This is a genomic window from Rhizobium sp. N621 (genome assembly GCF_001664325.1).
Lineage (GTDB): Bacteria > Pseudomonadota > Alphaproteobacteria > Rhizobiales > Rhizobiaceae > Rhizobium > Rhizobium esperanzae.
Map to the genome: position 1 here is coordinate 3,940,735 of NZ_CP013495.1, position 25,570 is coordinate 3,966,304.

Genomic DNA, 25,570 nt, shown 5'->3' on the forward strand with positions numbered 1-25,570 from the left:
TCGATGAGATTTCAGCTGGCGAGGACCGCAATTGTTCGGATGCCCTCGCTGACGAACTAGATTGCCAGCCGGACTCACTTATTCCCGATCTCGAGCGTCATTTGTTCAAGCGCTTGAAAAGACATCGTCATTTCTATCGTCCGCGGCCGGCTATCCGGCCGCGTGGAAATAAATTGGCTTCGGTTGGAATAAAACTGCGTGCCGGTCAGTCTAGACGGCAAGGGACCGCACTCCATGCCTGCGGATCTCGCTCTTAAATTCGGCTACTATTGAGGCAGGGAGGATGATGACAAACGCTCAGATCACCTATCCCATCGGATCAAACGAGTGGTTGCCGCTGGCGTGGCGACATTGGAAGGACCGTCTTCGACCATCGCCGCTGGCCGTGCTTCTCGACAGCGCAGCACGGTTGTTCCACCCCATGGTCTCGGAAAAGGCGAGCGGCGAGCGGGTTGCTTCGGCGGCCGATGCGACCGCGCAGCATGAACTCATGCAGCGCTTTCAGAACATTGTCGTTCCGCACCTTGACGCTGCCTATAATTTTGCCCGGTTCCTCAGCCGCGACGCGGATGCGGCACAAGATATCGTCCAAGATGCATTCCTGCGTGCTTTCCGCAACTTCGATAGCTATCGCGGTGGCGATCCGCGCGCCTGGCTCTTTGCCATCGTGAGGAACTGCTGCCATGCTTGGCGCCAGCAGGATCGCCGCAAGGCGCGGTTCGAGCGGCATCTGAGTGATGGCGACGGCGACGAAACAGGTGAGAACGAGATCGCCTCGGAGGAGGATTCGCCGGAGGCGGCGACGATCCGGCGAAGCGAACAGCAGCGCGTACGCGCTGTTATTAGCCGGCTCCCCGAGGCAATGCGGGAAATCCTCGTCTTGCGGGAGCTTGAGGATCTCTCCTACCGGCAGATCGCCGAAATCATCGACGCGCCGATTGGCACCGTCATGTCGAGGCTTGCCAGGGCGCGGCGTGAGTTTGGTGAAGCCTGGCACACATGCGACAAAGGCGAGACTGCAGGATGAGCGACGCGCACCAAAAAGGCTGCCCGGAATGGCGTGTCATGCTGCATGGCTTTGTCGATGGCGAACTCGATTCGGTCCACGCGGCACAATTCAAGGATCATCTTGCTACCTGTACGGATTGCAGGGCGGAGATGGAAAGAGTTCAGGCCGTGAGAGAGATCACCGACCAAGATGGCGTCAAATGGCGACCGTCCGAAGCGCTGCGTTCACATGTCCTGTCGATGCTGTCGTTTGAACAGGCGACGACATCCGGCCTGCCGTTGCCACGCCAGGTGCCCGGCTGGCGCCGCGCCCTGGTTTTCATCCGGCAATGGAGCTTCGTTCCTTCACTCGCAGCGTTGGCGGCCGGCGCCTTCCTGTTCGTCAACGCACCGTCTCAGACCGCGCTTCTGCAGGAACAGATCCTTTCAAGCCATATCAGGTCGATGATGGCCGACCATCTGACCGACGTGCTGACCTCGGATCAGCATACGGTAAAACCGTGGTTCAACGGCAAGCTCGATTTTTCGCCGCCGGTCAGCGACCTCTCCAAGGACGGCTTTCCCCTGATCGGCGGGCGTGTCGACTATCTCGGTGGGCGCGCCGTTGCGGCCCTCGTCTACCGGCGCCACGGCCATGTCATCAACCTGTTCGTTTGGCCCGCAGGATCGGCCGCAGAGACGACAGCCGTGCATGACGGCTACAATATGGAGCAATGGTCGGATGGCGGGCTCATTTTCTCAGCGATTTCGGATGTCGCCGCCGGCGACCTGGCCGAGTTCGAGGCGCTCTTCAGGAAGGCGGCAAGGGGTTAAAGCAGGCTTGCCCCGACATTGATCGCCAGCGCCAGGATCGTCGTGTTGAAAAGGAACGACAGCACGGCATGCAGCAGCGTCAGCTTGCGCATGCTGGTCGAACTGACCGCAACATCCGCGGTCTGCGCGGCAACGCCGATGGTAAAGGAGAAATAGAGGAAGTCCCAGTAGCCGGGCTCTTCGATTCCGTCGGGAAATTTGAGGCCGCTCTCTTCGTCCGTCCCACCATAAAAGTAATGGGCATAGTGGATGGTGAAAAGCGTATGCAGAAAAATCCAGGAGATCAGGATCGTCAGCACCGCGGCACCCGCCCGCGTCAGCGCGATGTCAGGTGGTGCCTCCTTGATCGAATGAAGCTCGGTGCCGATGCCGGCGATGCTCGCAAGCGCAGCACCGATCGAAAGGGCCAGCAAAACGGTATCGGAAAAATCGAGATCGGCGGAGCGTTTCCGGATCGTTTCGACCGTCGCCCGCAGCATCTTGCGCCAGCTGAGCGCGACAAAAACAATGGCGCTGACATTCCAGCCGAACAGGATATTGCCGGCGCTGACCTCCCGCGAGGTCAGAAACAGGAAGACCACCAGTCCGGCAACAGCGGCGATGATGAAGCTTGCGTGCTTGCGGGCAAGTGCAAGTGCCACAAGCGAACTTGCCGGTTCCTCATCCGCCATATCGGTCTCCGACAGCATATGTCATTGATAAGAGCATGAAAAAGGCGCGGTTGCCAGCCGGCATCCGCGCCTTCGATGACTGGCGTGCTCTATCAGGCGGCAGCGAGCTGCAGTTCCTTCTGCACCATGATGCGCAGCGTCGACAGGTCCTTGGCGAAGGCGCGGATGCCTTCCGCGAGCTTTTCCGTCGCCATCGCATCTTCGTTCATCATCCAGCGGAAGGTCTTTTCGTCGACCGAGACCTTTGCATCGGGCTTGCGGCTTTCCGGCGAAAGCTTGCGCTCCAGTTTGCCGTTATCCTTGGAAAGTTCGTCGAGCAGCGCCGGGCTGATGGTCAGCCGGTCGCAGCCGGCAAGGGCTTCAATTTCGCCGGCGTTGCGGAAGGAGGCGCCCATGACGATCGTCTTGATATCGTTCGCCTTGTAGTAATTGTAGATCTCGCGGACGGAGATGACGCCCGGATCTTCCTCGGCGGTGTAGTCCTTACCGGTCGACTTCTTGTACCAGTCGAGGATGCGGCCGACGAAGGGCGAGATCAGGAACACCTTGGCGTCGGCGCAAGCAATCGCCTGGGCCTTGCTGAACAGAAGCGTCAGATTGCAGTCGATGCCTTCCTTCTGCAGCACTTCCGCGGCGCGAATGCCTTCCCAGGTGGAAGCGAGCTTGATGAGGATGCGATCCCGATCGATGCCGCGGTCCTTGTAGGCGGCGATGATCGAACGTGCCTTGGCAAGCGAAGCCTCGGTATCGAAGGAGAGATCGGCGTCGACCTCGGTCGAGACGCGGCCTGGGACGAGCTTCACCAGCGCGGCGCCGACGGAGATGGCGAGGCGATCGGCGACGGCCGAGGAAACGGATTCCGGATTGCCGCCCTGCTTCTTGCCCCAGACGACGGCCTCCTTGATGGCGTCGGCAAACATCGGCGTGCCGAGCGCCTTCAGCACGATGCTCGGGTTCGTCGTGCAATCGACCGGCTTCAGGCGCGCGACGGCTTCGATGTCACCGGTATCGGCGACGACGGTGGTGATCTCGCGAAGTTGGTCAAGCTTGGATGTCATGATCAATAATCCTTGTTTGAACTTGGGCTGCAGGGTCGGCGCGTTCCGCCCGGCAAGGGTGATCTTGGGACAGACGGCCTGCATTCAGCGGCGAACAACGGGCGCATCCGTCACGGATGATTCATAAACGTGAAGCACACTGGCCATGTTCCTGATGCAGTCAAACGGATTCTCGAACGCAAGCAGGGCGGCATGCGGCTCGGGGACCGGTCGTGACTTTCGGCATGCCCGCACTATGTCCTCCTCGGACGGGACAGGGACGACTTCGTGTCGCGAGGACTATCGCCGTTCGCGCAAGGAAAAGTCAAGGACATTTGTGCATTCCGATTGACATAAGTGTCACACCCGTCATTATCCCGGAGACAAACGCACAGGCGCAGCCTTTCGTCCCACCAGGGATTTAGGCGAAAATCCTGCGGGAGGAGACGTGGTCAAGCTCAAACGCGGCACCCATACCGCCTATTCCGAGGCATCCTCGCTGCGGCTGAGGGCCGCATGGCTCTATTACAATGAAGGCCTGACCCAGAAAGACGTCGCCGAACAGCTCGGCATCAGCCGGACAACGGTGATCCGCCTGCTCGACGAGTCGATGAAACGCAGCGAGGTCCAGATCTGGATCAATGATTCGATCGGCGATTGCGTCGAGCTTTCGGTCAAGCTGGAGCGTGCCTATGGGCTCGACGAGGCGATCGTCGTGCCTGCGCCGGTTCATTGCGACGTCGATTCGCTGGCAAAAAACGTCGGTCTGGCGCTTGGCCAGTTCCTCTCCGAAGCCATTCCTGACGACTATACGATCGGTGTCGGCTGGGGCCGCACCATGACCGCCTCGCTGGCAAGCTTCCGGCCGCCACGCCGCGCCAATTGTAAGGTCGTCTCGCTGCTCGGCGGTATCGTTGCCGTGCACCAGACGAATCCGATCGATTACACCTGGCGGCTGGCAAATCAGCTCGGCGCCGAATGCTACATGTTCCTGGCGCCGCTTCTCGTCGATTCGATTGAAACCAAACGCAATCTGATCGACAAATGCGGGTTGGACACGATCTACCGTCTAGCCGAAAATCTCGATCTCGCGATCGTCAGCTGCGGTGATATCGGGCCGCACTCGACCTCGCTATCGGAAGGCTGGATATCGAAGGCCGAGCTGCAGGAACTGATCAATGCCGGCTGCGTCTGCGACACGATGTTCAACTTCCTCGACAAGGACGGCAATTCGGTCGACCACTCGATCAACCAGCGCGTGATGTCCGTCGACCTCGATATGTTGAAAGAGGCCAAGCACATCGTGCTTTCCTCCGGCGGCGCCCACCGGGCCACCGCCATCCGCGCCACGATCAAGCGCATCGGCTGCAACACCCTGATCACCGATGAAGGTGCCGCGCAAGCATTGCTTGATCTGGCCGAACAGGCCTGAAGCGCGCCGTGATCTTTCAGATTGGCTTGCCGTGCCCCATGACGTGCTTTTTGCACGGCATGCTTTTACGCATGCGCCGATTCCCAGCCGAGCATCGCCCGTTTGCGGGTGAGGCCCCAGTGGTAGCCCGTCAGCGCACCGTTCTTGCCGAGCGCCCGGTGGCAAGGCACCACGAAGGAGATCGGATTTGCCCCGACCGCAGCGCCCACGGCGCGCTGCGCCGTCGGCCGGCCGATATCGTTGGCGATGTCGGAATAGGTGACCGCCTTGCCGAACGGTATCTTCATGAGGCTCTGCCAGACACGCACCTGGAAGTCCGTGCCGATCAGCACGACGCGGAGCGGCTGCTCGGACGACCATTTTCCGGGTTGGAAGATGCGGGCGGCATAGGGAATCGTCGCCTGCAGGTCTTCGATGTATTCGGCATTCGGCCATCGACAGGTCATGTCCTCGAGGCAAGCCCTTTCACTGCCGGAATCGCTGAAGGCAAGGCCGGCAAGACCGCGATCGGTCACCATGATCAGCGCCACGCCGAAGGGGCAGATGTGAAAGCCGTAGCGGATGGTGAGGCCGCCGCCTTTTGCCTTCCATTCGCCGGGTGACATCGCCTCATGGGTCACGAAAAGGTCGTGCAGGCGGCTCGGCCCGGAGAGGCCGACTTCGATCGACGTCTCGAGCAACGGCATGTCTTCCTTGCGCAGCAGCCGCTTGGCGTGGTCGAGCGTCACCGCCTGCAGAAAACCTTTCGGCGAGAGGCCAGCCCAGCGGGTGAAGGTCTTCTGCAGCTGCGTCGGCGACTGGTTGAGCCTGGCGGCGATCGCCTCCAGCGACGGCTGGTCGCGATAATCCTCGGTGATGAGTTCGATGACCCGACGGACGATATCGTAATCAGGGCCGTCAGGCGTGATGTCGGTCTGCAGGTTCGCGATCATATCCATGGTCTTTCTCCTTGTAACAAGGAGATAATCAATAGGCGGAGCGTAAACCACCCGATTCTTGCGCGCTCGCCTGATACGCTCAGATACGCTGCTTGACGGTGGCGAGCGCGCCCTTGAAGGCCCTGGCGAAACTTTCGCGGTCGTCAGGATTGAGGAAGGAGCCGATATCCGTGCGCCGGCCCTCGCCGAAAATATGCATGGAGAGGATGCCGATCTCCTGGTGCCTTCGGACGAGGAACCGCGCCCAGAACGGGTTGAAATGATGCTCCACCATCCGCCCCGATGGGGCAAACTTGCGCACCGATACGTCCGTGCGCGACACGGTGACCTGTTCGCGCACCCGTCCGGAGCGGTAATTCAGCCAGAAGGCGCCGTAGAGAAGCGCGAAATCCAATCCGAAGAAGAAGCCGATCGGCCAGGCGCCGGTGGCGATGAAGAACATCCCATAGAGGAAGCAGACGGCGCCGGACAGAATGAGCAGCACCTTGAAGCCCCGGCGGCCGAGCGACCGGTGGGGGAAGAGCTCGGCGGCGAAAACAGGCTGCTCGTTGGAGCTGTTGGCGTTGCTTTCCGTCATGACCGCTGAGTATAGAGTTTCTATGGCGAATCCGAAACTCAAATCCCTGCCGCAAGGCACGAATGTGATCACCCGCCGCAAACCGGCGGCGGCGGTCAAGACCGCCTATTCGCCGGCTGAACGCGAGGAAATCTTCCGTCGCTTTTCGGTGCAGCGGCCCGAGCCGCGGGGCGAGCTGGAGCACACCAACCCTTTCACCCTTGTCGTGGCGGTGGCTCTCTCCGCCCAGGCCACCGATGCCGGTGTCAACAAGGCGACGCGGGCGCTCTTCAAGGTGGCCGATACGCCGCAGAAAATGCTCGATCTCGGGGAGGACAAGCTTCGCGATTTCATCAAGACGATCGGCCTTTACCGCAACAAGGCGAAAAACGTCATCGCGCTCTCGCAAATGCTGGTCGACGACTTCGCCGGCAAGGTGCCGGAAACGCGCGAGGAACTGGTTCGCCTGCCCGGCGTCGGCCGCAAGACTGCCAATGTCGTGCTGTCCATGGCCTTTGGCCAGGCCACCATGGCCGTCGACACCCACATCTTCCGGATCGCCAATCGCATCAGGCTTGCTCCCGGCAAGACGCCTGATGAGGTCGAAGCGCGCCTGATGAAAGTAGTACCGAAACACTACCTCTACCATGCTCATCACTGGCTGATCCTGCACGGGCGCTACACCTGCAAGGCACGCCGTCCCGAATGCGAGCGCTGCGTCATCGCCGATATTTGCAAATCGCCGGAGAAAAGCTCGGACGTGCCGGCCCCTCTCGTCGAACTGCCGCCGCAAGCGATCGGCGAGGCTGTCGAGTAGAACAGTGATCGCCTGCTCGTCGCTCCGCCGTTCGGCGCCCGCCACGATGATCGACCTCATCACGCCGATTCCGGGCGCCAAGTTCGCGCTAATGTACGAGACTTCAGCCTTAGCTGGCTGAGCCTCAGACGCGGAAACCGGCGTCCTTTGCGGAAATCAGCTTGTGCAGATGCACCATCATGCCCGCCGCAAAGAGGGGCGTCAGCAGGTTGACCACGGGGATCGCCAGAAAGAGGGCGATCACCAGCCCGCCGAGAAAGACCGTCGGCGCATGTTTGGTGCGGAAGAGCCGTGCCTCATGAGGCGGACGGAAGCGCATGGCGGCGAATTCGAAGAATTCTCGTCCGAGCAGGTAGCCGTTCACCAGAAAGAAAGCGACCAGATTGACGCCGGGAATGAACAGCAGCAACAAGGCCACGATATTGCCAAGGATCACCACTCCGAGGAATTTGATCGAGCTCGCCATCGCCGGGCCGAGCGGCATGGCGGCGCCCGGCGCGTCGGCGGGATAGTCACGTTTTTCGATAACGTCGGCGACATCGTCGAGGAAAAGGCCTGCGATCAGCGCCGTGACCGGAGAAAGCAGCAGCGCCAGCACGAGCGCAAGGCCGATCCCGGCCAGGATTGCGAAGACCAGAGCAAACCATCCGGCCCAATCCGGCATATCGGGAAAGAAGCTGGTGAGCCAGGGAAAGAGAAAGGCCATGAAGGCCCCGCGTAGCGCGAACCAGAGGCCGACGAGCACGAGAAGCGTCAGGCCGAGCACTTTCCAGAAGACCGAGCGTGTCTCCGGCGCGAACAGATTGGCGAGCGAAAGGCGTGTGGCATCAAGAATCATTTCTTCAGCGTCTCCGGTTACGCAGAAGATGTAGGAAAGGCGAATGCTACCGACAAGAGAGAATAAAATTGCAGGCTGTAATAGAAACTTGTCGCAATATTAGAACGAATATAATATTATCAGACGCAGAAATACGAGCCTGAGAAGCAGCTTCCGAAAATAGTTGCAAAGACAAAGGGGCGCGTTAGCGCATCCACGGAACGCCTCTGAGGAAATACGGGGAGGCTGATGTGGAAGACTTTGTGCACAAACTCAGGCAATACGTAAAAAGCGGCACACCGGCCGAGCGTCGCATTGCGAAATATTTCTCCGAGCACCTGAACGACCTGCCGTTTGAGACGGCAGCATCTGTCGCCGACAGGCTGGATCTCTCGCCGATGACCGTCGGGCGCTTCCTGCGCGCGCTCGGCTACCAGGGTTTGGACAGCGTCAAGGTGGAAATTCGCGAGACCGTGACCACATCGCCGGCGCAGCTGCAGAGCGCCATGAGCGAACTGCACGCGGACGCCGCGGAGGGCAAGCCGCTTGCCGTGCTGGTTGCCGAGCAGATCCAGGCCCTACATCACATCTATCATCTGACGGCGCAGCCGCTTTGGGCCGAAGCCGTCCGCCTGATCAGCACGGCCCGCGAAGTATCGATCGCCACGCATGCGCGGCTCGCAAGCCTTGCCAATCATTTCTGCCAGCGGCTGACGCAAGCCCGTGATGGTGTTCGCACGCTCGATGCCACCGACAACCGTTTTGCCGAACTCTTCGCCCGGCAGGCCGTCGACGACGCTTTGCTCGTCATCATCGACTGCCGCCGTTTCGCCAAGGCACGGCTGCTTGCCAGAACCGCCCGGCGCTACGGCTACAAGGTCGTGCTGATTTCGCCTCAGCAAGCAGACTGGATGGCAGATCAGTCAAACGTCATGCTGTCCTTGCCGCCGGCACGCGCCCCTGATCTCGACAATCTTCCGCCGCTGATCGCGCTGCTCGATTGCCTGTCCGAATCCGTCATTCTCGAAGTCGGAGAGGAGGCAGCCCTCCGCCGCCGCCGCATGCTGGAATTTGCGACCGTGCTCGGCGAAACCGCAAACCACTAGATGTGAGCTTTCAGAACATCGCTTCCAGTTCGGCACGGTGCCGATGCATGGCCAGAAGACGGCGGTAGTCGCGGTCGTAAAGCGCCTGTTTCGCCTTGTCGGGAAGCCGTTCGTCGCCGCCCGGATACATCGCCTCGCCGGCTGCCGCCAGATCCTCATGCAGGCCGCAGGCCACGGATGCCGCAATCGCCGTGCCGAGCAGCACCGCCTCGTTCATCTTCGGCACCACGACCTTACAGCCGGTGGCGTCGCTATAGAGTTCCATCAGCACAGGGTTCTTGACGTGTCCGCCGGCGATATGCAGCGTATCGGGCACGTAGCCATACTCCTTCATCGTCTCCAGGATATGGCGGATGCCGAGAGCGATCGCCACCGCCGACCGCCAATAGAGCGCGCAGAGCCCGTCGAAGGAGGTGTCGAGCGTCAGCCCGCTGATCACACCGACGGCATGCGGATCGGCAAGCGGCGAGCGATTGCCGTGAAAATCCGGCAGCACAAAAATCCGCTCGCCGAAAACATCGCCCTCCTCTGTCCGCAATTCGGCGATGCGCGCGACGATCTTCCGGTGCAGCGCCGCCGTCGGCTCACCGCCGGCCGCATGCATGCGCACGATATGATCGAGCAGCGCACCGGTCGCAGATTGGCCGGCCTCGACCAGCCAGGACTGCGGGAAGACAACCTCGTAATAAGGCCCCCACATGCCGTGACTCGGCTTGCACTCCTGCGAGAAGGCGACGATGCAGCTCGATGTCCCGGCGATCAGTGCCAGCTGGCGCTCGCGTGTTACGGGATCGGCGGCATAACCGCCGAGCGCCCCGAGTGCCCCGGCATAGGCGTCGATCATTCCCGCGGAGACATGGCACTCCGTTGTCAGCCCCAGCGCCTCGGCCGCATCAGCCGTCAGCCGGCCTATACTGCCGCCCACCGGCACAGTCTCGTCCGGCAGCCCGCCGCGGGCCTGAAGATCGTCGAGCCCGATCCGCTGCAGGAAATCCTGCTGCCATCCCTTTTCGAGATGGGCGAGATAGTTCCATTTTGCCGTCAGCGTGCAACGAGAACGAGCAGTCGACCCAGTTGATTTCCAGGTCATGAAATCGGCGAGATCGAAGAAATAGCCCGCCTTTTCCCACGTCGCCGGCAGCTTCTTCTTCAGCCACATTAGCTTCGGCATTTCCATTTCCGGCGACATGACGTGGCCGGAATGTTCGAGCACCCTGTGCTCCGTCGCCGTGCAGAAGTCGGCCTCCTTCAGCGCCCGATGATCGAGCCACACGATGGTATCGAAACGCCGCTCGCCTGTTGTGGACACACTGATCTGCCGGCCTTCGACGTCGCGGACGACGAGCGAACAGGTCGCGTCGAAGCCGATTGCTCCGACCGAGGCGGCAGCGATACCGGATTGCTCCATCGCCCTGCGCACCGCCGTACAGGCGGCCGACCAGATGTCTTCGGAATCGTGCTCAGCGTGGTTTTCACGCGGCCGGTTCATGACGATCGGATGTTCGGCCTTGGCCAGCAGACGGCCGCTGGCATCGAAGACGCCGGCGCGCGCACTGCCGGTGCCGACATCCACCGCAACCACATGATCACGCATCAAATCGCAGTCCCGTCCAGCTTATGGTCGCGGACAAGGTGTATCAAATCCGGCATGGCGTCAAACACCACATCAGGCGAAAGTCGGTCGAGTTCGGCGCGGTATCCAGCGAAATTCGCATGCGATCCGCCGGTGAAGGCAAAGACCGTCATGCCCGCCGCCTTGGCGGCGGCAATGCCCGCCGGACTGTCCTCGATGACAAGGCAGGATCCGGGCTCGACATGCATCTGCCGCGCCGCGTGGAGGAAGAGATCGGGGGCCGGTTTGCCGCGCTTGACCATTGTGGCGCTGAAGATGTCGGGCAGTTTGTCGAGAAGTCCGGTAACAGAAAGCGACAGCCGGATTCGCTCCATCTGGCTTGAAGAAGCGACACAACAGGGAATGCCGAGCCTGTCTATCGTCGCCGCGATGCCGTCTATCGGCTTCAGCTCGGTGCGGAACCGCGCGTAGAGATCGGTGCGGATGCGCTCGAGGAATTCCTCGCCGGCGTGAATATTGAACTCGATTTCGAGCGTATCGATGAGGGTTGCCAGGCTGCGGCCGAGGAAGCGCTCATAGGCCTGGTCTTCGGTGATTGAAACCCCGAGATCGCTCATCGCCCGGACGAGTACGCTGATCGAGATCGGTTCGCTGTCGACGAGCACGCCGTCGCAATCGAAAATGACCAGCCGTGGTTCAGCATCAGCCATGAAAGACCCAACCTGACTTCAATTCGGACGCATGATTGTCCCGCTTCGACCGCAAGACGTGATTGGATGGCCAGCCGATGCCGCCACCCGCATTCCCTTACACTGCGAGCTTGCCGTCGAGATAGAGCTGCAGCGTTTCCCGCGTGCCTTTTTCCCACAAGGTTTTAAGAGCACGAGCGAAACGTTTTCGGAAAAGGTCCGATTTCGCCACCTCGCCGAAAATATCATCGAAGACGAGGAAGGCCGACGGATCGTCCTTTGCCTTCAGCGCCGCCGCGTGCAGGCGCTCGGCGCTGGCGTCGTTGAAGACGATATCCTTGCCGCTGTCGGTCTTGCCGGCGAAATAACGGCACCAGAGCGCCGAGACCAGCGCCAGGCCGATGACGTCCCCGCCCTGGCGCAGATTGTCGAGCGTCGATGGCAGGATGAATTTCGGCTGGCGGTTCGAGCCGTCCTGCGCCAGACGCGGGATGGTGTCGGCGATCTTCGGATTGAGAAGCCGATGCTCGATGAGAGCAAAATAATCCGTCAGCGAGGTATTCGGCACCGGCGGCACGATCGGAATGATCTCGTCCTTCTCGAGCTTGGCCAGGAAAGCCCGGATCAGCGGATCTTCCATGGCGTCGTGCACGAAATGAATGTCCATCAGCGCCGCCGGATAGGCGATCGCGGCATGTCCGCCGTTGAGGATGCGGATCTTCATATGCTCGTAAGGCGTGACATCCGGAACGAAGGTGACGCCAACCTTTTCCAGGGCCGGGCGGCCGGCCGTGAACTTGTCTTCGAGCACCCACTGCTTGAATTCTTCGCAATAAACCGGCCAGTTGTCCTCGATGCCGAAATTGTCCCTGAGGAAATCGATCTCCCGCTGGCCGGTCGCCGGCGTGATGCGGTCGACCATCGCGTTTGGGAAGGCGACGTTGGCCAAGATCCAGTCGGCAAGGGCGGGATCAGAAAGTGCTGCCGTGCCGATCACGGCATTGGCGGTGACGACGCCATTATGGGGAATGTTGTCGCAAGACATCACGGTGAACGGTCCGATGCCCTTGTCCTTGCGGGCCTTCAGGCCAGCGACGATCAGACCGAAGACCGTCTTCGGCGCACCGGGATTTTGTCCATCGGCGGCGATAGCAGGATGGGCCGGGTTGAACGTGCCTGAAGCATCGATGAAATAACCGCCCTCGGTGATGGTCAGCGAGACGATGCGGATCTCGGGATCGGCAAGCCTGGCGATGGCGGCGGCGGGATTGCCGACAGGCAGAATGTCGATCATCGGGGCGGTGACCCGCGCCGCCGTCTTGTTGTTGTCCTGCTCCACCACCGTCGTCAGGAAATCTTGCGCCGCAAGCTTCTCGCGCATGGCGGCATCCGATGGCAGAACGCCGGCACCAATAATTGCCCAGTCGTGATCGGCGCCCTGATTGAAGAGATCGTCGAGATAGATCGCCTGATGCGCGCGGTGGAAGTTGCCGACGCCGAAGTGCACGATGCCGGCTTTCAGCGATGCCCTGTCATAGGAAGGGATTGCGGCAGTGCGCGCCGCGTCCGAAAGCGTTGCCAGCGATAATTTGCACGTCATGTTTCAGTCCTCTTGAAGGTCTTGCCCAAACGGCCGGGCGCCATCGCCCGGCTCGCATGCCTGCCCCCAGCCGGCCGCCTGCTCAGATCGCAAGACCGCCCTCGTTGAATTTGTGAATGCGCGACCGGTCCGGTGTCAGGTAGACGGTATCGCCCGCCTTGGCGGCAAAATCGCCGCTGCCGCGCGCCGTCAGCATGCCGATCCCCTCGATTTCGATATGCAGGAAGGTATCGGAGCCGAGATGCTCGGCGACCACGACCCTGCCCTTCCAGTCGCCGCTCTCCATCGACAGCAGGATATGTTCTGGGCGGATGCCGATCGTATGCGCGCCGAGCTCGGCCGCGTTCTGGCCCTTGATGAAATTCATCTTCGGCGAACCGATGAAGCCGGCGACGAAAAGATTGCGCGGGCGGCTGTAAAGCTCGAGCGGCGAGCCGACCTGCTCGATATTGCCCCTGTTCAAGACGACGATCTTGTCGGCCATGGTCATGGCCTCGACCTGGTCGTGGGTGACGTAGATCATCGTCGTCTTCAGCTGTTGATGCAGTTCGCTGATTTCGAGGCGCATGTTGACGCGCAGCGCCGCATCGAGGTTCGACAACGGTTCGTCGAAGAGGAAGGCCGAAGGCTGGCGCACGATGGCGCGGCCGATGGCGACGCGCTGGCGCTGACCGCCGGAAAGCTGGCGCGGCTTGCGCTCGAGATAGTCGGTCAGGTTCAACACGCGGGCGGCGTCGGTCACCTTGCGGTCGATTTCCGCCTTGTCGACGCCCGCCATCTTCAGGGGGAAGGCGATGTTGTTGCGCACGCTCATATGCGGATAAAGCGCATAGGACTGGAACACCATGGCAAGGCCGCGCTCCGACGGCGCCTTTTCGGTGGCGTCCTTGCCGTCGATGACGATCTTGCCGTCGGAGACGTCCTCGAGGCCGGCGATCAATCTCAGCAGCGTGGACTTGCCACAGCCCGACGGGCCGACGAAGACGACGAATTCGCCGTCCCTGATGTCGAGATCGATCGAGGGGATGACCTTGGCTTCGCCGAAGACCTTGGAAACCTTCTGAAGGGTAATGCTGCCCATGTTTGTCTCCCTTTTCTTATTTCACTGCGCCGAAGGTCAGGCCGCGGACGAGTTGTTTCTGGCTGAACCAGCCGAGGATCAGGATCGGCGCGATCGCCATCGTCGATGCCGCCGAGAGCTTGGCGTAGAACAGGCCTTCCGGGCTGGAATAGGAGGCGATGAAGGCGGTCAGCGGCGCCGCCTTGGAGGCGGTGAGGTTGAGCGTCCAGAAAGCCTCGTTCCAGGCAAGGATGATGTTGAGAAGCAGTGTCGAGGCGATGCCGGGCACCGCCATCGGCGTCAGCACGTAGACGATCTCCTTCATCAGCGACGCCCCGTCCATGCGGGCCGCCTCGAGAATCTCGCCGGGGATTTCCTTGAAATAGGTGTAGAGCATCCAGACGATGATCGGCAGATTGATCAGCGTCAGCACGATCACCAGCCCGATACGTGTGTCGAGCAGACCCGAATTGCGGAACATCAGATAGATCGGGATCAGCGCGCCCACAGGCGGCATCATCTTGGTCGAGAGCATCCACATCAAGACGTCCTTGGTCCGCTTGGTTGGCGAAAACGCCATCGCCCAGGCGGCCGGGATCGCGATGATCAGGCCGATCAGCGTCGAGCCGAAGGATATGATCACCGAGTTCATGAAGTGGCTGAGATAGTTCGACCGGCTCTGGACCTCGGTATAGTTCTCCATCGTCCAGTGGAAGAACAGGAACTGCGGCGGCGAGGCGATGGCGTCGGCTTCCGACTTGAAGCTCGTCAGGAAGGTCCACAGGATCGGGAAGAAGATCAGGATGCCGAGCGTCCAGGCAATCGCGGTGACGATGACCTTGTGCTGCGTTGTGACTTTTCTGGCCATCTCAAGCCTCCAGATTCTTGCCGACGAGGCGCACGAGGAAGATCGCGACGATATTGGCAAGCACGACCGCGACGATGCCGCCTGCCGAAGCGCCGCCGATATCGAACTGCAGGAGCGCCTGCGCATAGACGAGATAGGTGAGATTGGTGCTGTCGGTGCCCGGCCCACCATTGGTGGTGACGAGGATTTCGGCGAAGACCGAAAGCAGGAAGATCGTCTGGATCAGGATCACCACGGTGATGGCGCGCGCCATGTGCGGCAGGATGATGTAAATGAATTTCGAGATCGCGCCGGCGCCATCCATTTCAGCCGCCTCCTTCTGCTCCTCGTCGAGCGACTGCAGCGCCGTCAACAGGATGAGGGTGGCGAAGGGCAGCCATTGCCAGGCGACGATGAGGATGACGGAAACCAGCGGCGCATTCGCCAGCCAGTCGATCGGCTGCAGGCCGAGCGCCTTCGCAAGATGCGCAAACAGGCCGTTGACCGGGTTCATGAACATGTTCTTCCAGACGAGTGCAGCCACTGTCGGCATGACGAAGAACGGCGCGATGACAAGGATGCGCACGATGCCCTGGCCGTACATCGGCTGGTCGAGCAGCAGTGCAAAGGCGATGCCGCCGACGACGGTGACGACAAGAACGCCGGCAACAAGCAGCAGCGTATTGATCAGCGCGGCGATGAAGGCCGGATCGGACAGGAAATATTCGTAGTTCAGCAGGCCGACAAAGCTCTCCATGCCGGGGCTGAGCAGATTGTAGTTCAGCAGCGAGAAATAGATCGTCATCGCGAGCGGGACGATCATCCACGCAAAGAGGAACAGCACGGAGGGCGCAATCATCAGGCGCGCCGCGGAGCGAGTATGTGTTGTTGCCATGGCAATCACCGATCTGATCTGAAGCAGGGAGCGGCCGCAAGGCAGCTTTAATCTGGAAAAGAGGCCGCCGATGCGGTTCGGCAATCGGCGGCCCAGAGGGGCGGATTGTCAAGGATCCGCCTCTTCTCAGGAGGTTTTATTTAATGTAGCCCGCCTTGGTCATTTCCCGGGTTGCCAGCTGCTGTGCGCTCTTTAACGCCTGATCGACCGAAATCTGGCCGGCAAGGGCTGCCGAGAACTGCTGGCCTACAGCCGTGCCGATACCCTGGAATTCCGGGATCGCCACGAACTGAACACCGACATAGGGGACCGGCTTGACGGTCGGCTTGGTCGGATCGGCCGAGTTGATCGAGTCGAGCGTCATCTTGGCGAACGAAGCCGCCTTCTGGTAGTCCGCGTTCGCATAGAGCGACTTGCGGGTGCCCGGAGGTGCGTTCAGCCAGCCTTCCTTCTCGGCGACGAGGTTGGTGTATTCCTTGCTCGTAGCCCAGGCGACGAACTTCTCGGCAGCTTCGACCTTCTGCGAGCCTGCCGGGACGGCGAGGCTCCAGGCCCAGAGCCAGTTGCCACGCTTGCCGAGGCCCTTGTCCGGGGCGAGCGCAAAGCCGACCTTATCGGCGACCTGCGATTGCTTCGGATCGGCGACGAAGGAAGCGGCAACCGTTGCGTCGATCCACATGCCGCACTTGCCGGTCTGGAAGAGCGCCAGGTTCTCGTTGAAGCCGTTGGAGGAGGCGCCCGGAGGGCCGGCATCCTTCATCAGCTTGACGTAGAAGTCCAACGTGTCCTTCCACTCAGGCTGATCGAACTGCGGCTTCCACTTCTCGTCGAACCAGCGCGCGCCGAAGGAATTAGACATGGCCGTGAGGAACGCCATGTTCTCGCCCCAGCCGGCCTTTCCACGCAGGCAGATGCCGTAGATTTCCTTGTCCTTGTTGGTGACCTTGCGGGCTGCGTCCGCGATGAAATCCCAGGTCGGGGCGTCGGGCATCTTCAGCCCGGCGGCGTCGAACAGGTCCTTGCGGTACATCACCATCGAGCTTTCGCCGTAGAATGGCGCCGCATAAAGCTTGCCGTCCACGGTCAGGCCGCTGCGGATCGCCGGCAGCAGGTCGTCGACGTCATAATTGGCGCCGAGATTGTCGAGCGGCAGCAGCCAGCCCTGTTTTGCCCAGATCGGAACTTCATAGGTGCCGATCGTCAGAACGTCGTACTGACCGCCCTTGGTCGCGATGTCGGTTGTGACCTTCTGGCGCAGCACGTTTTCTTCGAGGGTGACCCATTCGAGGTCGATGCCGGGATTCTTCGCCTTGAAATCATCCGTCAGCTTCTGCATCCGGATCATGTCGCCGTTGTTGACGGTCGCGATTGTCAGCGTCTCGGCCGAAGCCATGCCGGCAAACGCCAATGCTGAGCAGGCGCCCAGCAGGAAAGTTCTCAATGTCATATCTTCCTCCCAGAAGACGAGATGTGAGCATTCGCTTTGCTCATGAGCAATTACTCACAACTTCATAAGAAAAGTCAATCGGCAATCGTTGCTGCGATGCCGAAGACAACGGTCTTCCTTTTGATTTAATTGCGATATTTTTTGCTCAGCTTTTGAGCAAAAATTCGGCCGTCTCTTCGTCGGTGATCAGCGCGTTGATTTGATGGCCGACGACGGCGGCTCTGATCGCCTTGAATTTGCGTTTGCCTTTGGCGAGCCCGATGACCATCGATGCCTCGCGGGACGGGATCGGCGCCGAGGCGACGCGCTCGTTGATCGGGTTGTCGAGCAGCTTGCCGTCGACATCGAAGATCCAGCCGCAGATTTCACCGACGGCGCCCCCACGCATAAGCTCCATCATTTCGTCCTTCTCGAGAAAGCCGTCGACGCAGAGGGGCCCGTCGATGCCGAGCTCGCCGATGCCGACGAAGGTGACGTCTGCCTGCGCGCTCATGTCGAGCGTCGAGCGCACCAGTTGCTGGCCATGCAGCAGCTCCCGTTCTTCGGCCGAGGTGACGAGCACCGGCAGCGGCATCGGATAGTGCCGCGCCTTGACCGCATCCGCCATGCTGAAGATGACGTTGTAATAGGCGGCCGAACCGTCCGGCGCGATATTGCCGGTCAACGAGACGATCCGGTGATTGGGACATTCGATCGCCGGAAGCTGATCGACCGCCGCCTTCAGCGTGCGGCCGGTGCCGACCGCCAGCACGATCGGTTCCGGCCGCTTCAGCCAGCGCTCGATCTCGGCCGCACCCGCCTCGGCGATGCCGACGGTGGTCGACGAGGAACCCGCATCGCTCGGCACCACCTCCACATGTTTCAGCCCGAATTTTCGCCGCAGCTGGTTGGCAAGCTCGAGGCAGGCAGCGATCGGATGGTCGAGCCGCACTTTGATCAGACGCTCGGCGACCGCAAGCGACACCAGCCGCTGCGCCGATTGCCGCGAGATGCCCATCGCGGCAGCGATTTCATCCTGCGTGCGTCCGGCGACGTAATAAAGCCAGCCGGCACGGGCTGCATCATCGAGCCGTGCAGGGGTCTCTGATCTTTTTGCCATCTACTGCCTACCGCGCAAAATGAGCCGGCTTGCCGCCGCCGGCTTGATGTGAGTCTCTATGCGCCAGATCAAAACAAAATTCCCGAAAATGTCGAGCCTTTGACGCCACCGCTCAGGCGAACCATTGCATGACGAAATAAATCGACGCCTTGGCGAGACCGTAAATCACACTGCCGGCAATGACGAGCGACACGGTCGTCATGATAAAGCCGATGAGCGCGAAGAGCCCGTCACGGCCCATAATGCCGAAAGCGAACACCGAAATGGTGATTGCCGGTAGGATGTTGCCGAGCGGAACCGGCAGAACGAGCACGATCGAAAGCAGCAGACAGGCAAGGCCGGCGAAATATTCCGCCGGCGGCTCGGCGAAGATCGCAAGCCGCGGCTTCAGCATGCGCTCCGCCCAGGCGAGCCAGCGGTGGATGCGGCCGACAATGGTCTCGAAGTCTTCCCGCCGCATCGAACGGTTTGCGATCGCCTTCGGCAGCCAGGGTTTCAGCCCGAAGGTCAATTGCACCGCCAGAAAAACCAGCGGCGCGCCGAGCACGGCCGAGGTGCCGGGCGGGGTCGGAAAGGCGTTCGGCAGCGCGAAGATCAGCATTAGAGCACTGATCGCCCTGTCACCCATCGTCTCGAACAGATCGCCGATCGAAATCCACTCCCGGCTTCGGTCGCCTGCCAGCTGCCGCAGGACCGCTGAGAGGCGGCGGCCTTTGGGACGTGGCGGACGGGGTCTTCTGCGTCTGTTGGAATCGGCGTTTTCGATGCTCATGATACCGGTAGATGATGGAAGTGCAGGGTCCGAGTTTGGCCGCGCAATATGCCAATTGAATGACTTAAGGGACAGGAAATCAATGAGAAGACCTGTCGGCGGCTATTTGAGTTCGACCATCGCTCCTTTGCGCCGCAAGCCAATGCAGGCAGATGCATCAAGGCTTGTAATTCTTGGCCAACAGTGCGAGCAGACGCTGAAGGCCAGAGCAACGGCAGGCAGGCAATGATTATTTCTTTCGATATTGGCGGCTCCGCCATCAAGGGCGGCATCGCCCGCTCCGAGACAGACATCGTCCCCCTCGGCCGCCGGCCGACGCCGAAGGATGATTTTGCCGCTTTCGTCGAGACCCTGCGCGACATCATCGCCGAAATCGGCGAACAGCCGAGCCGCGTTGCTCTGTCGATCGCCGGCGTCGTCGATCCCGATACCCAGCGGCTGACCTGCGCCAACATTCCCTGCATCCACGGCCGCACGCTCGCAGCCGACCTCGAAGCCGAACTTGCTCTGCCTGTTTTGATCGCCAATGACGCTGACTGTTTCGCCATGGCTGAAGCCGGTCTCGGCGCCGGCCGCGGCCACCGTATCGTGTTCGGCGCCATCCTCGGCACCGGCGTCGGCGGCGGCCTGGTCGCCGACGGGCGCCTTGTCAACGAAGCCGGAGGCTTTGCCGGCGAATGGGGTCATGGCCCGATCATCGCATCGGCGGCCGGCAATCCGCCCGTCGCCATTCCCGCCTATGCCTGCGGCTGCGGCCAGAAGGGCTGTGTCGACACCGTCGGCGGCGCCCGCGGCCTGGAGCGCCTGCACAAGACGCTGCATGATCTCGACCGTACGAGCGAAGAGATCATCGATCAGTGGCGGCGCGGCGAGGAGAAGGCGACGCGCACCATCGACGTCTATGTCGATCTCGTCGCCTCGCCACTCGCCCTGACGGTCAACATAACAGGCGCGACCATCGTGCCGGTCGGCGGCGGGCTTTCCAATGTCGCGCCGCTGCTCGCTGAGCTCGACCAGGCGGTGCGTACCCGCATCCTGCGCAAGTTCGACCGTCCGCTGGTGGTGCCGAGCGAATGTCGCATCGAACCCGGCCTGATCGGCGCAGCGCTGCTGGGACTGAAAGCCGATGCCGCTGCATCCTAAAGCACCGGCCACATCCGCACGATCGCTGCGAACCGGTTCCAGTCTTTGCGTTCCAATGGGGTCCATCCGGCTTCCGCGACTGCAGGAAGGCGCGGGAAGACCAGCCGATTGAAGTAGGCGCGAGAAAGGAAATTTTCGGTCCAGATGCAGGCCTGAACCCCACGCACGTTGTCCCGTAGCGCTTCCGACAACTCGCCTTCGGCCTCGTAAGCATAGGTATGTTCCGGCGGTGCGTGGCCCGCCCAGCTCGCACCGGGCTCATCCCAGGCTTCCGCCTGCGCCATGTCGAGATAATAGGCCTGGCCCGGCGTCATCACCACATCGTAACCTTGCTGCGCCAGCGCGAGGCCGACAGCGGGCTTCTCCCAGGCCATCAGCAAAGTGCCGTCGCGGTCGATGCCGCCACCATGTGAGACCTCGTTCCAGCCGGCGAGCTTCTTGCCGCGCTCCGACAACATGGCCTTGATCCGTTTCAGGAAATAGGATTGCAGCTCGGCCGTGCCGGCAATTTTCTCCCGCTCCATCAGCGCCTTGCAAAGCGGCGACGAAAGCCAGGCGCCACTTGCGACCTCGTCGCCGCCGATATGAATATATTCACCGGGAAACAGCGTGACCATCTCGTCGAACACCTTGCCGAGAAATTCATAGGTGAATTCGACCGCCGGGTTGAGGGCATTGTTGAGATAACCCTGGACGGCGCGATAGCTGTCCGGCGCCTCCTGCCCGTCGACGAGCGCGGGCAGCGAGAACAGCGTCGCGGTGCTGTGGCCGGGAACGTCGATTTCCGGCACTACCTCGATATGCAGCGCGGCGGCATGCGCGACGATCCGCCTGACGTCCTCCTGCGTGTAATGGCCGGAGCGCGGTTCCGCCCCGTCACCAAGCTGCGGCACGAGCACCTCGTCCGGGCCATGCCGCGCGCCGATCTCCGTAAGCTGGGGATAGGCCTTGATCTCCAGCCGCCAGGCTTCGTCGTCGGTCAGATGCCAATGGAAGATGTTGAGCTTGTTCCAGGCGAGGATATCGATCAGCCGCATGACGTCAGCCACCGGATGGAACTGTCTGGCCACATCGAGATGGCAGCCGCGCCAGTCATAACGCGGCTGGTCGGCGATCGTGCCGAAATCAGGAAATCTGAAGCTCTCCCCATCGGCATGCGCGCCGTGCATAAGATGCGCCAGACTGATCAGGCCATAGTGCCGACCCGTCGCATCCGCGCTGGAGAGCACGACCTCATGCGCGGTAAATCGTATTTCATAGGCGAGCGCAGCGATCGATGATTCGGTGACGAAACGAATAGCGCGCCCGCCCTTTACGCCACAGAGCGAAAACGGCACGTTTTCGGCCGGATAGAGCCGCTGGTAAAGCGAAAGAACCAGGGACAATGCCTTGACCGCTTCGGGTCGTGTGCTCTCGGCCGGATAAAGAACGACCGGCAGCTCTCCCGACTTCAGCGCGAGCGCCAGCGGCCAGGGCAGCAGCGAATAAGGCTCCTCCACCCGGCCCGGCGGCAGAAGCGGCAGCGAAATGCCGCCATCCCGGCCTTCGAGAAGGAGATCGCCGAAACCGACAGGAACATGGCGCCCGTCGCCAAGTGTCAGATAGGCCGATTTGACCCCTGATGTCACATGTTTCGGTTCTCGGGTCAGCCCCTCGACGGTGAACCGCCAGTGGCCGCCCGGCGGCACGCTCAGCCCGTCTGGCGGCCGGAACTCATGCAGATGCGCGACTTGTCGCATCAGGCTGCCACCATCGCAGACACATTTGTCGGCAACCCGCGTCTCCGACGTATAGGCGAGCGAGAAGCCGGAAAGCGGCTCGGCTGAAAGATTAAAGAGCGTGAAAGTCAAGCGCCCGAAACTGCTTTCGACGGGGCGCCAGCTTGTTTCCAGACGATAATCGGCCATGGTCGCGCCTCCGCTGTCAATGGACGGCCGAGATCACGTTAGCGCCCCGGCGTGCTTTCAAAAGCTTAGCTTTTTCCAGGCAGCAATGGAATCGGCGCGAGTCGAGGCGAAGCGGACAATGATGAGAATTCGCGAGATTGCGACTTGCAAGGAAAACGGCGCGGCTTTCGCCGCGCCGTCCTCACTCGGCTGCCAACGCCGGCGGATCTCTGTCATCCGCCTCTTCCTGGATGGCGTCGGCATCCCGGCGTGGCTCGTCCTTTGCCTTCGGCTCGCGGCCGAAGAAAAGGGCGTAACCGGCGGGCAGAACCAGAATGGTGAGCACTGTCGCAACCAGGATGCCGCCCATCATTGCGAAGGCGAGCGGACCCCAGAAGACGCCGCGCGAGATCGGGATCAGCGCCAGCACGGCGGTCAGCGCCGTCAGCATGATCGGCCGGAAACGCCGAACGGCCGCACCGACGATCGCTTCCTGCCGGTGCATGCCGGCCTTGATGTCCTGGTCGATCTGGTCGACCAGGATGATCGAATTGCGCATGATGATGCCGAGCAGCGCGATGACGCCGAGGATCGCCACGAAGCCGAAAGGCGCGCCGCTGATCAGCAGGGCGGCCGCCGCCCCGATGATGCCGAGCGGCCCGGTGGCGAGCACCAGCATCGCCTTGCCGAAATGCTGCAGCTGCACCATCAGCAGCACGATGATGACGGCGAGCATGATCGGCGCCTTGGCGGCGATCGACATCTGGCTTTCCGCCGCATCCTCGGCGCCGCCCTGGACCTCGACATTATAGCCGGCCGGCAGACTGTCGCGCAGGTCCTTCATGTCGGCATACATCTTCATCACGACGTCGTTCGGCTGCACGCCATCGGGCAGCGTCGCGCGCACGGTGATCGTCGGCAGCCGGTCGCGCCGCCATTCGATGCCCTGCTCCATCACGGGCACGACCTTGGCGACCTGCGAGACCGGCACGAAGCCGCCGAAATCCGTCGGGACATAGACGGAATTCACCGCCGACAGCAGCGAGCGGCTGGCGTCCGGCTCGCGGACGACGATCGAGACCGTCTCCTCGCCGTCACGGAAATCGTCGAGCGGCGCCCCGGACATGGCGGTTTGCAGCATCTGACGCACGCGCTGCGAGGTCACACCAAGCGCCCGGGCGCGATCCTGGTCGATCACCAGTTTCATCGCCGGCACCGGCTCCAGCCAGTCGTCGTGGATGGCTCCGAGCATCGGGTTGGCCGTAAACCGCGCCTTCACCTGATCGGCGATCGCTCGCACCTCCTGGCGGTCAGGTCCCATGATGCGCATCTGCACCGGCCAGCCAGTGGGCGGACCGAGGAACAGGCGGTCGACCTTGCCGCGGATCGATGGGAAGTCTTCGGCAAGAATGGTGCGCAGCTTGACGATCAAGCGTTCGCGCGCCGGTTCGTCCTTGGCCATGACGAGCAGCTGGGCGAAATTCGGATTGCGCAGCTGCTGATCGAGCGGCAGGAAGAAGCGCGGTGCGCCTTCGCCGATATAGGTGGCGATGAACCGCTTGTCGGGATCATCCATCATCTTCGCTTCGAGCGCCTTTGCCTGCACCTCGACTTCTTTAATGCTGGTGCCCTCGGGCAGCCACAGATCGACGAGAATCTCAGGCCGCGACGACTGCGGGAAGAAATTCTGCGGAATGAACTGGAAGGCCCAGAGGCTGGTAACGAAGGTCCCGAGCGTCAACAGCAGGACGATGACCCGATGGCGAACCGCCCAGCCGACCGTACCGCGCAGCCGGCGGTAAAAGCGGGTGTCGAAAGCATCGTGATGCTCGCCGGCATGATGGCGCTGCTTGAGGATCATGTAGCCGAGCCACGGCGTGAAATAGACCGCGACGAACCACGAGGTAACCAGCGCGATGCCGACGACGTAGAACAGCGAGCGCACATATTCGCCCGCGGTCGATGCGGCGAAACCGACGGGAATGAAACCGGCCGTGGTGATGAGTGTGCCAGTCAGCATCGGGAAGGCGGTCGAGGAATAGGCAAAACTTGCCGCCTCGATCTTGACCAGCCCCTCCTCCAGCTTTCGCTCCATCATTTCGACGACGATCATCGCATCGTCGACCAGCAGGCCGAGCGCAATGATCAGCGCGCCGAGCGAGATGCGCTGCAGGTCGATGCTGAGTTCGTACATCAGCGCGAAAGTGGCGGCGAGCACGAGCGGAATGGCGATGGCAATGACGAGGCCAGAGCGCCAGCCGATCGACAGGAACGAGACGACAAGCACGATGACAAGAGCTTCGCCGAGTGCATGCATGAATTCGCTGATCGCGTCCGTCACGACGTCGGGCTGGTTGGCGATCTGGTCGACCGCAACACCGTAAGGCAGTGCTTCTTCGAAGCGCTGATAGGTTGCCTCGACGCCCTTGCCGACGTCGGTGACGTTGAAGCCTTTGGCCATGACAACGCCGACCTGAACGCTGTCATGGCCGTTGAAGCGGTACTTGCGCTGATAGGGATCCTCGAGCCCGGAACTGACGGTGGCGATATCGCCGAGGCGGGTCACCTGGCCGCCGGCGCGAAGGCTGAGATCGCGGATATCGGCCACCTTCTTCATGTCGCCTTCGACCGAAATGCGCACCGAGCGCAGGCCGGTATCGACCGAGCCTGCCGGATCGACATTGTTCTGGCCCTTGATGGCGTTCTGCAGGTCGAGGATCGTCAGGCCGCGCTCGGCAAGCGCCTTGGACGAGACGTCGATATAGATCTTCTCAGGCTGGTCGCCGATGATGACGGCCTTCTCGACGCCCGGTGTCGTCAGCAGCATGTCGCGCGCCTGGATCGCGAATTTCTTCAGTTCTGGATAGGAATAACCCTCACCGCTGATCGAATGCAGCGTGATGAAAGTATCGCCGAATTCGTCGTTGAAATAGGGACCGAGCAGCCCCTGCGGCAGTTCGCTGGAGATGTCGCCGACCTTCTTGCGCACCTGGTAGAAGGCATCCGCCACGTCCCTCGAATTCGTGTCGCCCTTGACCTGCAGGGTGATGATGGCGCTGCCCGCCCGCGTATAGGACTTGACCCAGTCGATATGCGGCGTCTCCTGCAGCTTGCGCTCGATCTTGTTGACGACTTGATCTTCCATTTCCTGGATGGAAGCGCCTGGCCAGATCGCCTGGACGACCATGACGCGGAAGGTGAATTCGGGATCCTCGCGCTGGCCCATGCGCATCAGGCCGAGCACACCGGTGATGATGATCAGTCCGAAGAGGAAGCGCGCGATGCTCGGATGTCCGATCGCCCAGCGCGATAGATTGAAGGGCCGCTTCTCGGTGTTTGCGTCCATGGTCTTGTTTCCTTTCGA

Annotated in this window: 23 protein-coding genes; 6 read left to right on the top strand and 17 right to left on the bottom strand. The window is 61.4% G+C overall.

Features of this window, described 5'->3' with window-relative positions:
- The first annotated feature begins 283 nt into the window (after positions 1-283).
- Together AMK00_RS18935 and AMK00_RS18940 are read left to right on the top strand one after the other, a co-directional pair.
- Positions 284-1,027 carry a sigma-70 family RNA polymerase sigma factor gene (locus AMK00_RS18935; RefSeq protein ID WP_064805085.1) on the top strand — a complete coding sequence of 248 codons (744 nt, stop codon included), beginning with the start codon at positions 284-286 and terminating at the stop codon, positions 1,025-1,027.
- Positions 1,024-1,821 carry an anti-sigma factor family protein gene (locus tag AMK00_RS18940; RefSeq protein ID WP_064811391.1) on the top strand — a complete coding sequence of 266 codons (798 nt, stop codon included), beginning with the start codon at positions 1,024-1,026 and terminating at the stop codon, positions 1,819-1,821. Before AMK00_RS18935 ends, AMK00_RS18940 begins: the two co-directional genes overlap by 4 nt.
- On the opposite strand, the gene AMK00_RS18945 is transcribed toward AMK00_RS18940, so the two are convergent.
- Together AMK00_RS18945 and tal are read right to left on the bottom strand one after the other, a co-directional pair.
- Positions 1,818-2,492 (bottom strand): DUF1345 domain-containing protein, encoded by a 675-nt coding sequence (locus tag AMK00_RS18945; RefSeq protein ID WP_064811769.1) that lies wholly within the window; start codon positions 2,490-2,492, stop codon positions 1,818-1,820. The genes AMK00_RS18940 and AMK00_RS18945 overlap by 4 nt on opposite strands.
- 92 nt (positions 2,493-2,584) lie before the next feature.
- On the bottom strand, positions 2,585-3,550 hold the full coding sequence (gene tal, locus AMK00_RS18950) for a transaldolase (protein WP_064811770.1): 966 nt from the start codon (positions 3,548-3,550) through the stop codon (positions 2,585-2,587).
- Positions 3,551-3,977: 427 nt separating this feature from the next.
- Here tal and AMK00_RS18955 point away from each other — a divergent pair, with 427 nt between their 5' ends.
- Positions 3,978-4,961 (top strand): sugar-binding transcriptional regulator, encoded by a 984-nt coding sequence (locus AMK00_RS18955; protein ID WP_064805089.1) that lies wholly within the window; start codon positions 3,978-3,980, stop codon positions 4,959-4,961.
- Positions 4,962-5,026: 65 nt separating this feature from the next.
- Here AMK00_RS18955 and AMK00_RS18960 read toward each other — a convergent pair whose 3' ends face one another.
- Entirely contained in the window at positions 5,027-5,899 is an 873-nt protein-coding gene (locus AMK00_RS18960; RefSeq protein ID WP_064811392.1) for a methylated-DNA--[protein]-cysteine S-methyltransferase, read from the bottom strand.
- Between the two features lie 79 nt (positions 5,900-5,978).
- Positions 5,979-6,476, bottom strand: a complete 498-nt coding sequence (locus tag AMK00_RS18965; RefSeq protein ID WP_064811393.1) for a DUF2244 domain-containing protein — start codon at positions 6,474-6,476, stop codon at positions 5,979-5,981.
- Between AMK00_RS18965 and nth the strand changes: the two genes are divergently transcribed.
- Positions 6,475-7,272, top strand: coding sequence for an endonuclease III (nth, locus tag AMK00_RS18970; RefSeq protein WP_189637613.1), 798 nt, complete (start codon positions 6,475-6,477; stop codon positions 7,270-7,272). The genes AMK00_RS18965 and nth overlap by 2 nt on opposite strands.
- A 124-nt stretch (positions 7,273-7,396) precedes the next feature.
- Here the strand turns inward: nth and AMK00_RS18975 are convergent, their stop codons facing one another.
- A complete protein-coding gene (locus AMK00_RS18975) occupies positions 7,397-8,110 on the bottom strand; it encodes a sulfate transporter family protein (RefSeq protein ID WP_064811395.1) in 714 nt (237 codons plus the stop codon).
- Between the two features lie 230 nt (positions 8,111-8,340).
- On the opposite strand from AMK00_RS18975, the gene AMK00_RS18980 reads away from it, so the two are divergent.
- The gene (locus AMK00_RS18980) at positions 8,341-9,195 is read left to right on the top strand and encodes a MurR/RpiR family transcriptional regulator (RefSeq protein ID WP_011426888.1); all 855 of its coding nucleotides are present in this window, start codon (positions 8,341-8,343) and stop codon (positions 9,193-9,195) included.
- A 10-nt stretch (positions 9,196-9,205) separates the two neighbouring features.
- Here AMK00_RS18980 and AMK00_RS18985 read toward each other — a convergent pair whose 3' ends face one another.
- The 9 genes from AMK00_RS18985 to AMK00_RS19025 all read right to left on the bottom strand — a co-directional run bounded on the left by AMK00_RS18985 (position 9,206) and on the right by AMK00_RS19025 (position 19,096).
- Positions 9,206-10,789: an FGGY-family carbohydrate kinase gene (locus AMK00_RS18985; RefSeq protein ID WP_064811396.1), complete on the bottom strand. Its 1,584-nt coding sequence runs from the start codon at positions 10,787-10,789 to the stop codon at positions 9,206-9,208.
- Positions 10,789-11,478 carry an HAD family hydrolase gene (locus AMK00_RS18990; RefSeq protein ID WP_064811397.1) on the bottom strand — a complete coding sequence of 230 codons (690 nt, stop codon included), beginning with the start codon at positions 11,476-11,478 and terminating at the stop codon, positions 10,789-10,791. The genes AMK00_RS18985 and AMK00_RS18990 overlap by 1 nt, the downstream gene beginning before the upstream one ends.
- Before the next feature lie 97 nt (positions 11,479-11,575).
- Complete coding sequence (locus AMK00_RS18995) at positions 11,576-13,057, bottom strand: mannitol dehydrogenase family protein (RefSeq protein ID WP_064811398.1); 1,482 nt, start codon at positions 13,055-13,057, stop codon at positions 11,576-11,578.
- An 82-nt stretch (positions 13,058-13,139) separates the two neighbouring features.
- The gene (locus AMK00_RS19000; protein ID WP_064811399.1) at positions 13,140-14,138 is read right to left on the bottom strand and encodes an ABC transporter ATP-binding protein; all 999 of its coding nucleotides are present in this window, start codon (positions 14,136-14,138) and stop codon (positions 13,140-13,142) included.
- Positions 14,139-14,154: 16 nt separating this feature from the next.
- On the bottom strand, positions 14,155-14,985 hold the full coding sequence (locus AMK00_RS19005; RefSeq protein WP_064811400.1) for a carbohydrate ABC transporter permease: 831 nt from the start codon (positions 14,983-14,985) through the stop codon (positions 14,155-14,157).
- Between the two features lies 1 nt (position 14,986).
- Positions 14,987-15,859 carry a carbohydrate ABC transporter permease gene (locus AMK00_RS19010; protein WP_020922334.1) on the bottom strand — a complete coding sequence of 291 codons (873 nt, stop codon included), beginning with the start codon at positions 15,857-15,859 and terminating at the stop codon, positions 14,987-14,989.
- Between the two features lie 136 nt (positions 15,860-15,995).
- Positions 15,996-17,306 carry an ABC transporter substrate-binding protein gene (locus AMK00_RS19015; protein ID WP_011426894.1) on the bottom strand — a complete coding sequence of 437 codons (1,311 nt, stop codon included), beginning with the start codon at positions 17,304-17,306 and terminating at the stop codon, positions 15,996-15,998.
- A 145-nt stretch (positions 17,307-17,451) separates the two neighbouring features.
- Entirely contained in the window at positions 17,452-18,405 is a 954-nt protein-coding gene (locus tag AMK00_RS19020) for a sugar-binding transcriptional regulator (protein WP_064805109.1), read from the bottom strand.
- A gap of 112 nt (positions 18,406-18,517) precedes the next feature.
- Positions 18,518-19,096, bottom strand: a complete 579-nt coding sequence (locus tag AMK00_RS19025) for an exopolysaccharide biosynthesis protein (protein WP_170965855.1) — start codon at positions 19,094-19,096, stop codon at positions 18,518-18,520.
- Between the two features lie 306 nt (positions 19,097-19,402).
- Here AMK00_RS19025 and AMK00_RS19030 point away from each other — a divergent pair, with 306 nt between their 5' ends.
- Positions 19,403-20,320 (top strand): ROK family protein, encoded by a 918-nt coding sequence (locus AMK00_RS19030; RefSeq protein WP_064811401.1) that lies wholly within the window; start codon positions 19,403-19,405, stop codon positions 20,318-20,320.
- Here AMK00_RS19030 and AMK00_RS19035 read toward each other — a convergent pair.
- Genes AMK00_RS19035 through AMK00_RS19040 form a run of 3 tightly spaced genes read right to left on the bottom strand, consistent with a single transcriptional unit; the run spans position 20,317 to position 25,552 of the window.
- Positions 20,317-22,227 carry a beta-N-acetylhexosaminidase gene (locus AMK00_RS19035; protein ID WP_064811402.1) on the bottom strand — a complete coding sequence of 637 codons (1,911 nt, stop codon included), beginning with the start codon at positions 22,225-22,227 and terminating at the stop codon, positions 20,317-20,319. The two genes, AMK00_RS19030 and AMK00_RS19035, sit on opposite strands and share 4 nt — an antisense overlap.
- Before the next feature lie 57 nt (positions 22,228-22,284).
- Positions 22,285-22,443, bottom strand: a complete 159-nt coding sequence (locus AMK00_RS32635; RefSeq protein WP_164517808.1) for a hypothetical protein — start codon at positions 22,441-22,443, stop codon at positions 22,285-22,287.
- Positions 22,409-25,552, bottom strand: coding sequence for an efflux RND transporter permease subunit (locus AMK00_RS19040; RefSeq protein ID WP_064811403.1), 3,144 nt, complete (start codon positions 25,550-25,552; stop codon positions 22,409-22,411). The genes AMK00_RS32635 and AMK00_RS19040 overlap by 35 nt, the downstream gene beginning before the upstream one ends.
- Positions 25,553-25,570: the final 18 nt, after the last annotated feature.